The sequence below is a fragment of the Rothia mucilaginosa genome, from assembly GCF_001061665.1.
Lineage (GTDB): Bacteria > Actinomycetota > Actinomycetes > Actinomycetales > Micrococcaceae > Rothia > Rothia mucilaginosa_A.
In genome coordinates, this window is record NZ_JVSP01000002.1 from 184,650 (window position 1) to 199,002 (window position 14,353).

General features: G+C 61.7%; 14 protein-coding genes and 1 tRNA gene. 10 read left to right on the top strand and 5 right to left on the bottom strand.

All coding sequences use genetic code 11. The features are described from left to right. Positions 1-255 precede the first annotated feature (255 nt). The 4 genes from ADJ95_RS01115 (at position 256) to ADJ95_RS09080 (ending at position 4,245) form a co-directional block, all read left to right on the top strand. Complete coding sequence (locus ADJ95_RS01115) at positions 256-987, top strand: demethylmenaquinone methyltransferase (protein ID WP_049331764.1); 732 nt, start codon at positions 256-258, stop codon at positions 985-987. A 104-nt stretch (positions 988-1,091) separates the two neighbouring features. Then, positions 1,092-2,153 carry a polyprenyl synthetase family protein gene (locus ADJ95_RS01120; RefSeq protein ID WP_049331767.1) on the top strand — a complete coding sequence of 354 codons (1,062 nt, stop codon included), beginning with the start codon at positions 1,092-1,094 and terminating at the stop codon, positions 2,151-2,153. Between the two features lie 356 nt (positions 2,154-2,509). Beyond that, the gene (locus ADJ95_RS01125) at positions 2,510-4,093 is read left to right on the top strand and encodes a sodium-dependent transporter (RefSeq protein ID WP_049331769.1); all 1,584 of its coding nucleotides are present in this window, start codon (positions 2,510-2,512) and stop codon (positions 4,091-4,093) included. 8 nt (positions 4,094-4,101) lie between these two features. Further along, positions 4,102-4,245 carry a methionine/alanine import family NSS transporter small subunit gene (locus ADJ95_RS09080; RefSeq protein ID WP_080974908.1) on the top strand — a complete coding sequence of 48 codons (144 nt, stop codon included), beginning with the start codon at positions 4,102-4,104 and terminating at the stop codon, positions 4,243-4,245. 108 nt (positions 4,246-4,353) lie between these two features. On the opposite strand, the gene rarD is transcribed toward ADJ95_RS09080, so the two are convergent. Further along, positions 4,354-5,379 (bottom strand): EamA family transporter RarD, encoded by a 1,026-nt coding sequence (gene rarD, locus ADJ95_RS01130; protein ID WP_049331772.1) that lies wholly within the window; start codon positions 5,377-5,379, stop codon positions 4,354-4,356. A 184-nt stretch (positions 5,380-5,563) separates the two neighbouring features. Beyond that, positions 5,564-6,877 (bottom strand): DUF6882 domain-containing protein, encoded by a 1,314-nt coding sequence (locus ADJ95_RS01135; RefSeq protein ID WP_049331775.1) that lies wholly within the window; start codon positions 6,875-6,877, stop codon positions 5,564-5,566. 347 nt (positions 6,878-7,224) lie between these two features. Here ADJ95_RS01135 and ADJ95_RS01140 point away from each other — a divergent pair, with 347 nt between their 5' ends. After that, positions 7,225-8,559: an SseB family protein gene (locus tag ADJ95_RS01140; RefSeq protein ID WP_049331777.1), complete on the top strand. Its 1,335-nt coding sequence runs from the start codon at positions 7,225-7,227 to the stop codon at positions 8,557-8,559. A 133-nt stretch (positions 8,560-8,692) separates the two neighbouring features. Here ADJ95_RS01140 and ADJ95_RS01145 read toward each other — a convergent pair whose 3' ends face one another. Continuing rightward, positions 8,693-9,289: a Fur family transcriptional regulator gene (locus ADJ95_RS01145; RefSeq protein ID WP_080974909.1), complete on the bottom strand. Its 597-nt coding sequence runs from the start codon at positions 9,287-9,289 to the stop codon at positions 8,693-8,695. Positions 9,290-9,475: 186 nt separating this feature from the next. Here ADJ95_RS01145 and ADJ95_RS01150 point away from each other — a divergent pair, with 186 nt between their 5' ends. Together ADJ95_RS01150 and htpX are read left to right on the top strand one after the other, a co-directional pair. Then, positions 9,476-9,790 (top strand): hypothetical protein, encoded by a 315-nt coding sequence (locus ADJ95_RS01150; RefSeq protein ID WP_239662744.1) that lies wholly within the window; start codon positions 9,476-9,478, stop codon positions 9,788-9,790. 139 nt (positions 9,791-9,929) lie between these two features. Continuing rightward, a complete protein-coding gene (gene htpX / locus ADJ95_RS01155) occupies positions 9,930-10,814 on the top strand; it encodes a zinc metalloprotease HtpX (protein WP_049331782.1) in 885 nt (294 codons plus the stop codon). Between the two features lie 206 nt (positions 10,815-11,020). Here the strand turns inward: htpX and ADJ95_RS01160 are convergent, their stop codons facing one another. Next, the gene (locus tag ADJ95_RS01160) at positions 11,021-11,512 is read right to left on the bottom strand and encodes a YajQ family cyclic di-GMP-binding protein (protein WP_049331785.1); all 492 of its coding nucleotides are present in this window, start codon (positions 11,510-11,512) and stop codon (positions 11,021-11,023) included. A gap of 141 nt (positions 11,513-11,653) precedes the next feature. Between ADJ95_RS01160 and ADJ95_RS01165 the strand changes: the two genes are divergently transcribed. From ADJ95_RS01165 to trxA, 3 genes are all read left to right on the top strand, one after another. After that, positions 11,654-12,040 (top strand): hypothetical protein, encoded by a 387-nt coding sequence (locus ADJ95_RS01165; protein WP_049331788.1) that lies wholly within the window; start codon positions 11,654-11,656, stop codon positions 12,038-12,040. A 177-nt stretch (positions 12,041-12,217) separates the two neighbouring features. Continuing rightward, positions 12,218-12,299, top strand: a tRNA-Tyr gene (locus ADJ95_RS01170). A gap of 304 nt (positions 12,300-12,603) precedes the next feature. Next, on the top strand, positions 12,604-12,981 hold the full coding sequence (trxA, locus tag ADJ95_RS01175; protein WP_012902990.1) for a thioredoxin: 378 nt from the start codon (positions 12,604-12,606) through the stop codon (positions 12,979-12,981). A gap of 87 nt (positions 12,982-13,068) precedes the next feature. Here trxA and ADJ95_RS01180 read toward each other — a convergent pair whose 3' ends face one another. Continuing rightward, positions 13,069-14,307 carry a DNA-3-methyladenine glycosylase family protein gene (locus ADJ95_RS01180; RefSeq protein WP_049331791.1) on the bottom strand — a complete coding sequence of 413 codons (1,239 nt, stop codon included), beginning with the start codon at positions 14,305-14,307 and terminating at the stop codon, positions 13,069-13,071. Positions 14,308-14,353: the final 46 nt, after the last annotated feature.

The window sequence follows — 14,353 nt, forward strand, 5'->3', positions numbered from 1 at the left end:
GTGCGTTCACTCGTTGAGCGGCGCGTTCTATGAAATCTAGAGTCTATTGTGCGCCTGCATGTTAAAAAATGCAAGCATATACATAAATATTCATAATATTTTGCTGAATATACATAAATTTACCCTCGAAGGATGAATAAAACCCCGCCTATGCGGCCCAAAAATCATCCGAGCGAGCCAGCGAACCCCTCACATGACGTAACTACGGTTCACCCAACTATCGAATCCCCCAACCTCCATGCCACAATTGAGAGCGTGAACGCAGAGAAGAATACCCGCGCCACCCGCGCCACCCTGGATAAGAAGACCAGCGACATCGCCGCAATGTTCGATACCGTCGCCGAACGATACAACCTGATGAACGGCATCCTTTCCCTCGGCCAGCACATCTACTGGCGCAAGCAGGCCGTCGCCGCCGTCGACGCGCACCCCGGCCAGAAGGTCCTGGACGTAGCCGCAGGAACCGGCGTCTCATCCGAACCCTTCGTCGACGCAGGTGTAGACGTCATTGCCGCCGACCTCTCCGAGGGCATGCTGGACGTTGGTCGTCGTCGCCGTCCCGACATGACCTTCGTGCAGGCCGACGTCACCGCCCTGCCCTTTGAAGACGGCACCTTCGACGCGGTCACCATGTCCTACGGCCTGCGCAACGTCGCAGACTACCCCAAGGCGCTGAGCGAAATCTACCGCGTTCTCAAGCCCGGCGGCCGCATCGTGATTCTCGAGTTCTCGACCCCGACCTTCGCCCCCTTCGGCGCGGTGTATAAGAACTACATCATGAAGGCGATTCCGCCGATTGCGCGCGCAATTTCCTCCAACCCCGAGTCCTACGAGTACCTCGCCGAGTCCATCATCGCCTGGCCCAACCAGCAGGCACTGGCCGAAAAGTTCAAGGAGGCGGGATTCACCTCGGTGCAGTACCGCAACCTGACCGGCGGTATCGTTGCCATTCACCGCGGCTTCAAGCCTGCGGAATCCAACGCATAACGTTCACACCACCCCGACATACCCACCGCACCGTTTTCACGCCGCCCCGATAGGACATTCCGAGGGACGGACCACTAGAAAACACCAAGAAGATAGAAGACACCGTGACCAACGCAGAGCAGCCCATCGCCGCCACCGACCTGCTGGGAGACCTCGATCTGAAGCTTCCCGCGGGATTCGAACTGATCGCCGCAGACCCCAAGCTGGGTCCGCAGATTCTCTCGTCCCTCGCCCGTATTGAGGAGCGCCTGGGCGAGGCCATCGCGCAGACCGACCACCTGGCAGACGTCGCCTCCCGCCACCTGCTTCTGGCCGGAGGCAAGCGCGTGCGCCCGCTGCTGGCCCTGCTCTCGGCAGCCGTGGACGGCGAAATCAACGACGAGGTTATCGAAGCCGCCGTGGTCGTTGAGCTGACCCACCTGGCAACCCTCTACCACGACGACGTCATGGACGACGCCCCCAAGCGCCGCGGCGTGGACAGCGCCCAGATGATTTGGGGTAACTCCGTCGCAATTCTGACCGGCGACCTGATCTTCTCCCGCGCCTCCCTGCTGGTCTCTGAGCTGGGTACCCGCCCCATGAAGATCCAGTCCCAGACCTTCGAGCGCCTGGTGCTCGGCCAGCTCTTCGAGACCACCGGCCCGCGCGAGGGCCAGGACCTACTTGACCACTACATCGCCGTCATCGAGGGCAAGACCGGCTCCCTGATTGCCGCGGCCGGCGAGTACGGCTCCCTGCTTTCGGGTGCCTCCGAGGAAGTCATCTCGATGGTCAAGACCTACGGCGAGCTGGTGGGTGTGGCCTTCCAGCTGGCGGACGACGTGATTGACATTGTTAGCGACGGCAAGACCAGCGGTAAGACCCGCGGCACCGACCTGCGCGAGGGCGTTCCGACCCTGCCGACCATCCTGCTGGACCGCGCTGTGGCGGCCGGCGACGAGTCTGCCCGCGAGGTACGCGCCCTGCTGGACGCCGACCTCAGCTCCGACGAGGCCCTGGAGACGGCCGTTGAGGCCCTCTCGGCCCACCCGGTCACCCAGGAAGCCTGGCAGATTGCCTACGACTGGGCCGATCGCGCGATTGAGGCGATCGCTCCGCTGCCCGATTCCACCGCGAAGGCTGCGCTGGAGTCCTTCGCCCACGCCGTAGTTCACCGCGAGGGCTAGTCTCAGCTAAAGGGTTGCCTTCTGATTCTTGACCGTGAGGCCCCGCCCGTCCACCAGGACGAGCGGGGCCTCACGGCGTATCTGCGGGCAGAATTTTGTGTCGTGTCTCGTTTGAACGGGGCTCCGATATTTCGCATGGTGGGGTTGTGCGGGAATTTCTTGACCGGTTCTCGCTCTTTAAGGTAAACCTGAGAGTCATGTCTAAAACGTGCCACCACGTTCTGGACCCCCGACGGCTCCCTCGCCCACCCCGCGTTGGACGGGCCGTCGCTTCTCTTGGACGCGAGCAAGTCCCGCCAACCCGCGGTTCCCCTCGCACCAACCATCCGCGTCCCCACATCTAGAGGTTTACAACAATGGGAGCATCTACCCCTAAGGCGCCCGCGAAGCGCGAAGGCTTCTCGAGCCGCCGCGTCTTTATCTTTGCCGCCATCGGTTCTGCTGTTGGTCTGGGCAATATTTGGCGTTTCCCCTACATCGCATTCGACAACGGCGGCGGCGCCTTCATGATCCCCTACATTGTCGCCCTGCTGACCGCCGGCCTGACTTTCCTGTTCTTTGACTACGCCATTGGTCACCGTGCGCGTGCTTCGTCGCCGCTGGCCTTCCGCCGCCTGAACCGCAAGACCGAGTTCATCGGCTGGTGGCACATGGGTATTAACTTCGTGATCGCTATCTACTACGCCGCTATTGTGGCGTGGTCGTTGCGTTACATGGTTTTCTCCTTCACCAATGCGTGGGGCGATAACCCGAAGGCGTTCTTCCAGGGTGAGTTCTTGAAGGTTGCGGACACCCCCGGTGTCTCCCTGGACTTCAACATGAACATCCTGATTCCCATGGTTCTCGTCTGGGGTGTGCTGCTGGCTGTGATGGCTCTGGGCGTGCAGAAGGGTGTTGGCGCGGCCAACATCGTCTTTATCCCGCTGCTGCTGGTCATGTTCGTGGGCCTGGTGATTTACTCCCTGACCCTGCCCGGCGCAGTTGACGGTCTGAACGCGCTGTTCACCCCCAGCTGGGATTCGCTGGCTAACCCGGATGTGTGGGTTGCCGCCTACGGCCAGATTTTCTTCTCGCTGTCCATTGGCTTCGGCATTATGATCACCTACTCCTCCTACCTGAAGCCCAAGGCTGACCTGACCGGTTCGGGTGCCGTGGTTGGCTTTGCAAACTCCGGTTTCGAGCTGCTTGCGGGTATTGGTGTGTTCTCGGCTCTGGGCTTCATGGCTCAGGCTGCGGGCACCCAGGTGAGCGATGTCGCGACCAGCGGTATTGGTCTGGCGTTCATCGCGTTCCCGACCATTATTTCTCAGGCTCCCGGCGGTGTGCTGATCGGTATTCTCTTCTTCGGCTCCCTGCTCTTCGCGGGCTTCACCTCCCTCATCTCGATTCTTGAGGTGATTATTGCGGGTGTTCAGGACAAGTTCGCCACCTCGCGTCTTGCTTCCACCGCCCTGGTGATTATTCCGGTCGCCGTGATTTCGCTGTTGCTGATGCCGACCACTACCGGCCTGTACGTGCTCGATATTCTCGATAACTTCGTGAACCTCTTCGGTATTCTGGCCGCCGGCCTGTGCGCCATCATCGTCGTGGCGTACGTGGTGCGTGCGCTGCCCGCCCTGGCCGAGCACCTGAACCGTTACTCCTCCATCAAGGTTGGTAAGATTTGGATGGTTCTGCTGGCCGTCGTGACCCCGCTGGTTCTTGGCTACTCCCTGATTCAGAGCGTCATCAAGCTGATTCAGACTCCGTACGAGGGTTACCCGACAGATATGCTGGCAATCTTCGGCTGGGGTATGAGCGCGCTCCTGCTGGTCGGCGCGATCGTTGTTTCTCTCTTGCCCTGGTCGAAGAAGTCTCGTGCCGCTGAGAAGCCTCCGGCACCTCCGGTGATTGCCGGTCAGGTGGAGCACGACCACGTCGATACGACCATTACCCGTTAGGAGCCCTCATGTCTATCTCTGCAATTGTGATGCTGATTGTGGCCATCCTGATTATCTGGGGTGGCCTGGGCCTGGCGATGCTGAACCTGCACCGCCATCCGGACCTGGATGCCCTGGACGAAGCGGCTGAGGCTCAGGGCTCCGAGCTCTAGAGCGTAAACGCGACATACAGTGATGCCCCGCCGGCTTATAGTTGGCGGGGCATCACTGTATTTTATGCGGGTGTTGAGCGTGCCGAGGGGACAGAACGGGGGAGGGAACTATTTGTTCTCGGAGCGCTGGGTTTGCTCCTGCTCTTCCAGAAGAATCTGCGCATCCTCAGCCTGTACGTTTTCCGCCTGAACCAGCGGAATCATGCCGGTCTCCGGATCCGACAGCGCGGAGGCGCGGTAGGAACGAGAGGCACGCAGAGCATCCACCGTGAAAATGATGAGCGCAACCCAGATGAGGCCCAGGCCCAGCACCTTATCGGGGCTCATGTGCTCGTGCAGCACGGTGATGGCCAGAACGAACTGGATGGTCGGGCCCAGGTATTGCACCATGCCGATGACCGAGAGCGGCAGGGCCTTGGTTGCCGCCGCAAAGAGCATGAGCGGCACAACGGTGACCACGCCGGTGGAAGCCAGGAGCCAGAAGTGCCCGGTGCCCTCGCTGAAGAGGGTCATCTGACCCTGTGCGTTGAGGACGAAGAGCGCAATAACGCCGAAGGGAGCCAGGATTAGCGTCTCGAGGGACAGCGAGACGATGGGGCTCACCTCATGGGCGATACGGGCCTTGAGCAGGCCGTAGATGCCGAAAGTAAAGGCCACGCCCAGGCCGGTCCACGGCACCTGCCCGTAGATGAGGCTCATCATCAGCACAGCGATACAGGAAATCGCCACCGAGACCCACTGCGCGGCGCGCAGCCGCTCCTGCAGGAAAATTACGCCCAGCACCACCGAAACCAGCGGATTGATGAAATATCCCAACGACACATCAATCGTGTGGCCGGTCGTCGTCGCCACCACGTAGATGAGCCAGTTTGCGCAGATGAGAATGGAGGCGGCCGTCAGCACCAGCATGATGCGGCGGTTCCGCAGGGTTCGGCGGAAGTCGGCGGTTGCCCGAACAAGAGGTAGTAGCAGGGCGCAGAAGATGAGGGAGAAGACCACTCGGGCCACGACGATTTCAATCGGCCCGGCCGGCGCCATGACCACAAAGTAGAGGGGGAGCAGACCCCAGATGAGGTAGGTACCGATGATGGTGATAAACCCGTTACGGGTGGCGTGTTTCTGCGTCTCTGACATGGTTTCTTCTTGAGCTACTTTCTTCTGTGCGTGTTCTTTGAGCGTTATTCGTCGGGTTGGGGCCGCACACAATCAATCCCGCGCACTGCAGACATCCTCGTGGGGACCGGATAGAGGTGCTCCGGACGCCGTCAGGCGCGGTACCACGAGGATACCGCGCCTGACGGGGTGTTGTGTATTCGGTTTAGAGGCCGAAGAAGCGGGAGAAGAAGCCCTTCTTCTTGGGCTCGGGCTTCTGCTGCTCTTCCTCGCGGCGCTCCTCGAAGTGCTGACGCTCGTACTCTTCGTGAGCGGCTTCTTCGCGCTCGGCGGGCAGGTCGGGGGCGTCGCCGGCGTTGTGAATCGGCTCCACGTACTCGGCGATTTCCTCTTCGGTGTACTCGCCCTGTGCCTCGTAAGCTTCGGGCTCCTCGGCGTGCTGCTCTGCCGGTGCCTGCTCGGCGGGAGCCTCGTGAGTTTCAACGTGCTGCTCGTCCTCGGCACCAATCGAGGCGTCGGTGTAGACGCGGGCCTGCTCGGGCTCGTGCTCCTCGACGGGCTGTTCCGCCGGGGCGGGCTGAGCCTCGGCGACGGGTGCCTCGTACTCCTCGTGAGCTTCGGTGGCGGGTGCCTCGTAGGTATCAGCAACCGGTGCGTGCTCCGCAATCTCGACGGCGCGCTCGGCCTCGGCGCGGGCGGCGGCGCGCTCGGCGGCCTCCTGCTCGCGCTGGGCGCTCTGAGCGGCGGCCTCGGCAGCGGCGATGCGCTCAATCTCGGTACGGGCGGCTGCGAGCGACTCGCGACGCTGGGCAGCGGCGGCGGCGCACTGCTCCAGAACCTCGGGGCCAACCTGCGGCTCGGCCTCCTCAATACCGCTGATGCGACCGTCGTCGAACCACAGGCGCAGTGCACCGTCGGTTGCGGTCAGCACGGCGGTTGCCTCGGTATCCCAGGCAATGTGGAAGCCGCGCTGCTGGGCGTAGGAATCCACCGCCAGAACCTGGTTGTGAATCTCTTCGCTCTGCAGGGTCTTGGCGATAACACGGCCGATGCCCTTGTAGGTGGGGGCCTCGAGGGCCAGCTCGTGACCCTCCAGCAGAGTCCACGCGCGCACACCGGCACCGGCGGGCAGCGGGTAGTGGGCGTAGAGACCGCTCAGGGTCTTGGCCGCCAGGGTGAGCCGGCGGGCCAGGGACTCCGAGAGGGGAAGCTCATCGGTGGTCAGTTCGACCAGGCCGTCGCGCTCGCCGGCTTCGCGGGCCTGAATGGCTGCGGAAACCACGGAGTCGGGGAAGTAGCCCAGCTGCTGCCAGGACCAAATCCAGGTGCCGCGGTTTTCGGATTCGGTGCCCAGCAGGTGCGGCTTGAGCGAGAGCGGGGGAACGGTCTCAAAGTCCAGGGACTGAGAAGTGAAGTCCACGTTCCACTCGGAGGTACCCACGAGCTCGGCGAGTCGAGCCTGGTACTCGGTGGAGATAAAAATCGATGCGTCGATAAGATCCTGCAGAGAATTCGTCATGATTTAAGATTATCAACCTTTTGAGGGTGTATCTGCCCTGTATCCCCCGTTTCGGGCGCTCTTTCGACGGATGCGTGGCGGGCAGGGCTCGATGGAGGAGGCCGCGGACCTCGGTTCAGCCTCTTGCTGAGGTTGAGGGCGGGGGTCTGATTCGGGGTTTTAAGGAGCGTCGAGGAGAGGGCGAACATACATCTTTCGGCGTAAACTATGACCGTGAAGCTGACACGTTCGTTAGAATCGAAGTGAGCGGCTTTTTCCGGCACCACTGCAAGCCCATAAATCTTTCACATGCAATCACGGATGCACTCTGCCGCGCCGTAATTCAACACTCAAGGATGTATGAACACATGACTGAACCCCGCCTCACCGAGACGAGTAGCCGCGCTGCGCGCATCCAGGACGCGCTCAATAACATTGGTAGCTGGCTGCTCGACGTTGTGAACGCCGACCCCGGCTGGAGCGAAATGGTACTCGACGTGAAGCCTCTCGCGGGGCAGATTTTTGTGCGGGTACGCGAATTCCGTGACGGCGAGGAGTACATCGGTACGGTTGGCCCCCTCAAGGAGGGTTCGCCCATTATCGCTGAGGTGCGCAAGCTGCAGCGCGCAGCCTACGACGGTAACCGCGGCACCTGGTTCACCGCATCTATCGTGGTGGCGGCTACCGGCTGGCCCAACCCGCAGTTCAGCGTGGGCGCATCGTACAACCGCGACGACGAGCCGGACAACTGGAAGAACGAAGGCACCCTGACCGCCACGGACGTGCGCGAGCACCTGGCTGAGTTCCCGCGTGACGCTTCCCGCGTGCCCGAGTGGGCCCGCGAACGTATGGAGGGGCGCGCCCGCCACTCGGCCGCAGCGGCTCTGGGTTCGAGCGAGCACGAGATTCCGAATCCCTACCTGGTGGCTGCGCTGCAGACCTTCCGGAACGATGTGCAGGAGCGCACCCTCATTAACGTGGTGCGCACGATGCTTGGCGGCGATGTTCTGCTGGACGCGACCGGTTCGCTGCTGATTCCCTCGGAGACCGACCCGATGGGCCCCGAATCCGTGCTGACCCACCAGGTGATTCGCATGCCTGAGACCGGCATGCAGGCCCTGTGCGTCTTCTCATCCTCGGAGCACGTGGGTAAGAGCTACGTGCGCCAGGAATCCGAGGGTGAAGAGCTGATTCTTCGCGAGCCCGCGATGAAGGTCTTCATGGATTTCCTCGCGAACGAGGCGCTCGACCTGATTGTGGTCGATCCCGGAACCGATCACGAGTGCTACATTGAGCGCGCTCAGGTGCAGTGGATTGTGACCTCTCCCCGCAACGATGGCGCGAAGATGGCGCTGACCCAGGACAACATGCAGATGCTGCTGGGTTCGCTCGTGTCTCCTGCCTCGGTGCTGTTGGTGGGCGTGGACCCGAACGACCCCTCGGGTTCCTCGTTCGTGTTTGATCCCGACGAGAACGGCAACCCGCAGAGTCTGCTGGTCTTCACCTCGCCGATTGAGATTGCGGCGCTGGACCCGCATATTGAGGTGCGTTCGGCGAACGCCCTGGAGATTCTGCGCTACGCGCTGGAGATTGGCGCCCCGAGCGTGAAGGTAAACGCGATTAACCCCTCGACCGTGCTGAGCGCCCAGCAGATTCGTGAGCTGCTGGAGATCGTGGATTCGCAGCCCCGTCCCGGCATGTAGCTTCAACATACTTAAAACAGCTGACCGCTAGCGGCGACCCGATGGTCGTCTCTAGCGGTCAGTCTTTTAGCAGGCGGATGCGCTCCGGGATCCAGCCGACGCGTAGGATGCGGGGCGCCGCCGCGCTTAACGGTTAGTTACCCAGCAGGTGGGCCGCCGCCTCACGCTGGGCGCGGGCGAGCTTGGCCTCTTCCTCGGTCTGGCAGTCGGTGCAGACGCCCTGGTAGAGCACATCGGCGCTGAAGAGCGCCATGCCGTGAAAATCGCTGGGGGTCAAGCAGGGGGCGGAGCCCACGGCGCAGTCGACGTCCTCAACCTTGCCGCAGCGCACGCAGAAGGCGTGGTGGTGGTTGTCGCCGGTACGGGTTTCGTACAGGGCGGGGGTTCCGGGCGGTTCGAACTTGCGGAGCAGGTCGATATCGGTCAGGTCCGCGAGAATGACGTAGACGGACTGGACCGTGATGGCGGGGATGCGCTCGCGCACGGCCTGCACGATGGTGTCCGCGGTGGAGTGCGGGTGGTCCTGCACGGCGTGGAGCACTGCGAGTCGCTGCTTGGTGACGCGGCGTCCGCGGGTGCGCAGGCCGGTGGTCCAGGCTTCCTCGAGCTGCTCGTCGCTCATGGGGGAGAGGACGGGTAGCCCGGTGAGGTGTGCGCATCCGGGCCCGGCTAGTTGTTGTTCTGGGATGGGGGTTGTCTTAACGTCTGTGGTGTTGTGTACGTCGGTCATGATCCCATTCTACACGTTATTATGAGGAATTCATCATTATATTATTATGAATTCATAATAAATCCTTAGGGGGGACTCAGCAGCGGCTCACCATTTTCGGTCCTCTTTCCAGTCCTCGAGGAACTGGTGGTATCTCCCGTTCCTGCGACGACCGATGCCGTACAATCGGGAACGAAGGACCGCGCAATGAAGGCGCGACCGATAAACCGTCAAGGAACCACCGGGGAGGGTACGAACGTGGTCTACAACTTCACGAACCCCATCTATATCCTGCTGATGGTTCTGCTCTTTGGTGCGCCCCTTGTAACTCCCGTTCTCTACGCCCAGTACCGTAGCGTCAGGTCAGGATTTGACCTGGAGGGGCAAATTATGCTGGGGTTGCTCTTCATTATCTTTCTGGGAGCCTACGGCACCATCCTCATACTGGGTATCTTTCCTACCGCAACCGCGCAGGTTCTGGAGCAGGTGCCGCTCGTGACTATCCCCGGGGCTATACCCTAGCCGTCCTGCCCCGTTCTGACGCTCTGGGTGAATCTGCCGCTTTTGGGGATGCGCCCGGCGGGCCGCTTCCGTATCCTGAAGAGTCAAGCGCGGTCTACCCGCGCTGTCCACCCGCACTTTGGAGCTCAGGAGGTTCCTCATGCATCGTCACCACAACGGCCTTAAAACCACCCTTCTTATGGGGTCCATGGTGGGCCTTATGCTGCTCATTGGCGGCCTGCTGTCGGCAGCCTTTAAATCCTCATCCTTCATCTGGATTATGGGCCTGCTGAGCCTGGGCGGCGTCGCGTACACCTACTGGAACTCCGATAAGCTGGCTCTGCGTTCGATGAACGCCTACCCGGTCACCCGCGATGAGGTGCCGGTGCTCTATGACATCGTGGAGGAGCTCTCACGCACCGCCGGCCAGCCGATGCCCCGCCTCTACGTGGCCCCCACGATGACCCCGAACGCGTTCGCGACTGGCCGTAATCCGCAGAACGCGGCCGTGTGCTGCACCGAGGGCATCCTGCAGCTGCTGGACGAGCGTGAGATGCGCGGCGTGCTCGGCCACGAGCTCATGCACGTGTACAACCGCGATATTCTGACCTCCTCCGTGGCGGCGGGTATCGCCTCCATCATCGGCATAATCGCCCAGGTGCTTTCTTTTGGTGCGATGTTCGGCGGCTCGAACCGCGACGATAACCGGGCCAACCCCCTCGCGGCGTTCGTGATTGCTCTGCTGGCCCCTATTGCTACGCAGGTGATTCAGATGGCCATTAGCCGTACCCGCGAGTATGACGCGGACGAGGATGGCGCACGCCTGACTCGCGACCCCATCGCCCTGGCCTCCGCTCTGAATAAGCTTGAGCGCGGCGTCTCTCTATACCCGATGAATCCGGACGACCGTAGCACCCAGGCTGCAAGCGCCATGATGATTGCGAACCCCTTCGGTTCCCTGCAGAATGTGATGTCCACCCACCCGCCGATGAATCAGCGCATTGCGCGCCTGCAGCAGATGGCCCGCGAAATGGGTCAGTACTAGGCTGAGCAAGCCCGTATAGTTTTTTCGTCAAACCCGCCGAGTCGGAAGATGACTCGGCGTGACGATTATGACCCGCGATGACGGGACTACAGACAAAAATCCTCGGGGTGGCTACTGTGGAAGTAGTCGTCCCGAGGATTTTTGCGCTCGATGGTGCGCGTCGGATGCGACGGGTGCATCCGCCGGCTCCATTGGACCCCGAGCGCTTAGCGGTAGTTGACGAACTGGAGGTCAACCTCAAGGTCAGCGGACTTGAGCATTGTAATGACTTCCTGCAGGTCATCGCGGGACTTGGAGGAGACGCGCAGTTCATCACCCTGGATGGTTGCCTTCACGCCCTTGGGGCCCTCTTCGCGGATCATCTTGGAGATCTTCTTCGCCTGATCCTGAGCGATACCTTCCTTGATGGAGCATTCGATGCGGGTTTCCTTGCCGGATGCGTAGGGCTTGCCGGAGTCCAGGGACTTTAGGGAGATGCCGCGCTTGACCAGCTTGGACTGGAAAACGTCGAGCACTGCCAGGGCGCGCTCTTCAGCGTTGGCCTTGATGAGGATCTTGTCGCCGGAGTAGTCGATTTCGGCGCCGACGCCGCGGAAGTCGTAGCGCTGGGAGATTTCCTTCTGTGCCTGGTGCAGGGCGTTGGATACTTCCTGCTTGTCGACCTTGGAGACGATGTCGAACGAAGATTCGCTAGCCATGGATATTCCTTTCGTGAATGAGGTGCTACAGGCACCGGTTAGTACTAGCCTACCGGGTCTGCGGAGTTGTTCACAGCTAACTAACAGAAATGCCGACCTGTTTTACAGGTCACTCTAATCTTTGAAGAGGATAATAGAAGCATGACCACTTATGACCTGTCCGTGACGGACGTGCAAGCGAGCGAAGAAGCTCGAGACCTGCAGACCCTTCTCTTTATGGACTTGCATAATTCTCTGAGTCCTGAACCCGAGGGTATTCCTGAGGCTGAGCGTCTCAATGAATCTGACCACCACGAGATTCATCTTGACCTGTATGGGGAAGATGCTGAGCCCTCCCCCTTCGACGGTATTGGTATCACCCTGACGGAGCCTTCGCTCGTAGCTCGATTCTGCGGCGTTCGTCGCGACCTGGAGCGCGAAATTTCCGGCGGCATGTGCACGGTTGAGCAGGCGCGCCGCTACCTGGAGCACCTTGAGATTGTGCTGTTGCTTGAGCAAGACGGCGATATACCCTCCCGTTCCTTCTAGGCTGGGTGCCTCCCAGACTGATAGTCGTGAGGTTTGCCGTTCTTACGGGGCTCCGGACCAAGAGCCATCATCGAGTATAACCTTCGTCACAAATCTAGCTCTGAAGTGTACACGGCTCGCAATCTGCTGTAGAGTAGTCTCTGTTCGCGTGAGCGAGCAACTAGCACCTAGCTAGGCGGCAGGTTACCCGAGCGGCCAAAGGGGGCTGACTGTAAATCAGCTGGCACTGCCTACGGGGGTTCGAATCCCTCACCTGCCACAAATAGCCCGGTTACGAAAGTAACCGGGCTTTTGTGTATCTAAAACCAAAAGCTTAGCGGTGAGGCGCATCTGCGCGATGATGCTCCTCAGCGAAGTCCCGGTACGGTTTGTGCCTGCCGGGTAGCGCGCCTCCACAATCGGCCACAGGAACCTTCACCGGAGTTCCCGCGACACGCCTAAAACTCGGCGGAAACTACCGCGTAAAGAGCTAACTATGACGGCTGCTTGTCATATCTTTCACAATGTTTGAATCCCAGAGCGAACAATTAGCGATTGGGGTCTTGAGGGTGTAGCTTTATCTCATGGCTACTAATGAAATTACTCAGCAGAACCTGACTGCTACCGTCGAGAGCAACGACATCGTCTTCCTGGACTTCTGGGCAGATTGGTGCGGTCCCTGCAAGCAGTTCTCCCCCGTCTACGAGGCGGCTTCGGAGAAGCACAGCGACATTGTTTTCGGCAAGGTCGACACCGAGGACCAGGGCCAGCTCGCTCAGGCAGCAGGCATCACCTCCATCCCCACCATCATGGGCTTCCGTGACGGTATCCTGGTTTACCAGCAGGCTGGCGCACTGCGCGAAGACCAGCTGGAGACCGTAATCGGTTCGATTCGCGAGCTCGACATGGACAAGGTCCGTGCAGAGATTGCAGCGGCTGAAGGTTCCGCAGAGAAGAAGTAAGCTCAACCACGCATCAGAGCTTGAACGGGGTGCACCCACCGGATTAACCGGAGGGTGCGCCCCGTTGCTTGTGCTCTCACCGGGCACTCAGCGCTCGCGGTGATCCTCAATGCTCATGCGCGCGCCGAAGCGCTGCTTCCAGAAGCCGGAGGCGTACATGTAGCGCACCACGCGCTGCCGGTGCGGGCTGTAGGGGGCGAGCAAGGCGAGCATGCCCGCATCATCGGTGCGGCGGCCCCCGAGCAGTTCGCCAACCGAGTGGGCCAGATGGTAATCGCCGACGCTGATAGCGTCCGGATGCCCGCAGACGCGCTGGAGGGTTTCGGCAATGCTCCACGGGCCTACTCCGCGTAGCGTGTTGAGCGCCCGGGCCAGGGCGGTGACATCGCCGGTGCCGGCGACCCGAGCGATGGCGGGGGCGGAGCTGGCGTAGGCGCGCACCGCATCGTAGCGGCTCTTATCCACGCCCGCCCGGTGCCAATCCCAGGTGGGGATGGCCGCCAGGGTGCGGGCCGTGGGGTAGACGCGCATGCCCTCGGGCTGAGCGGAGAGGCCGCTTGCCGGGGCAGGTTCGCCGTGCCGGTACAGAATCCACCGCAACGTCCTGAAGGCTTCGGTCTGCGTGATGCGCTGTTCCACAATGGCGTTGAGTACGTGCCGGTCCAGCTGGCCCGAGGCGCTTAGCCGTAGCCCGGGGTTGGCCCGCCACGCGGTACGGACGCGCTCGGGGAGCTCCCCGAACGAGGGAAGGGACGCGAAATCCTCGGGACGGTCGTGCAGACCCAGCCAGTAGGTCATCTCATCGGCCAGCGCTCGTACGTCGTGGCGTGCCGCCAGCTGCCGCTCGGCGGAGTCGTAGGAAGCCCAGATGCGAACGCGGACGGGGCGCATCAGCAGCCGGTGCAGGGCCGGAAGGGCGGCCGCCGCGGAATCGGGAGAGCCCGTCGCGGAATCGGGAAGGCGCTCTGCGAAGAGCACCGCGGGAAAGCTATGTTCCGGCGTGCGGGCCGTAATCCAGATGCGTTCGGCTCCGGCCTCTCGGCTGAGCGCGCGGTAGGCCGGATCGCTCGCGCCTCGGCTCAGCGCGCCCAGCGTCTGCGCCAGGTGCACGGGAACCTGCGGCTCGACGATAACCTCGCAGGACTCGGGCGCGAGGGTGCCCGGCAGGGAGCGCGTACCCGCAGGGGAGAGCGAGCGAATCGTCACGCGCGGTTCGGCGCTCAACGGTCCCGGGGCATAGGGCAGGCGCGCCGCGGCCAGCGGGTGCGGGTTAGCGCCCGGCGCCGGGGGCAGCGTCCGGGGGATTGAGGAGGGTTGCGTGCTCACAGCACCAGTCTACGCGGCCGGGTTCTGGGCTTCGAGCCGACGGAGC

Excerpts from the sequence above, each read along its gene's own strand:
- ADJ95_RS01150 (WP_239662744.1), top strand. The coding sequence starts at position 9,476 with ATGAAGGCGCGACCGATAAACCGTCAAGGAACCACCGGGGAGGGTACG.
- trxA (WP_012902990.1), top strand. The coding sequence starts at position 12,604 with ATGGCTACTAATGAAATTACTCAGCAGAACCTGACTGCTACCGTCGAG.
- ADJ95_RS01145 (WP_080974909.1), bottom strand. The coding sequence starts at position 9,289 with ATGACCGACGTACACAACACCACAGACGTTAAGACAACCCCCATCCCA.
- ADJ95_RS01160 (WP_049331785.1), bottom strand. The coding sequence starts at position 11,512 with ATGGCTAGCGAATCTTCGTTCGACATCGTCTCCAAGGTCGACAAGCAG.
- ADJ95_RS01125 (WP_049331769.1), top strand. The coding sequence starts at position 2,510 with ATGGGAGCATCTACCCCTAAGGCGCCCGCGAAGCGCGAAGGCTTCTCG.
- ADJ95_RS01165 (WP_049331788.1), top strand. The coding sequence starts at position 11,654 with ATGACCACTTATGACCTGTCCGTGACGGACGTGCAAGCGAGCGAAGAA.
- htpX (WP_049331782.1), top strand. The coding sequence starts at position 9,930 with ATGCATCGTCACCACAACGGCCTTAAAACCACCCTTCTTATGGGGTCC.
- ADJ95_RS01135 (WP_049331775.1), bottom strand. The coding sequence starts at position 6,877 with ATGACGAATTCTCTGCAGGATCTTATCGACGCATCGATTTTTATCTCC.
- ADJ95_RS01140 (WP_049331777.1), top strand. The coding sequence starts at position 7,225 with ATGACTGAACCCCGCCTCACCGAGACGAGTAGCCGCGCTGCGCGCATC.
- ADJ95_RS09080 (WP_080974908.1), top strand. The coding sequence starts at position 4,102 with ATGTCTATCTCTGCAATTGTGATGCTGATTGTGGCCATCCTGATTATC.
- rarD (WP_049331772.1), bottom strand. The coding sequence starts at position 5,379 with ATGTCAGAGACGCAGAAACACGCCACCCGTAACGGGTTTATCACCATC.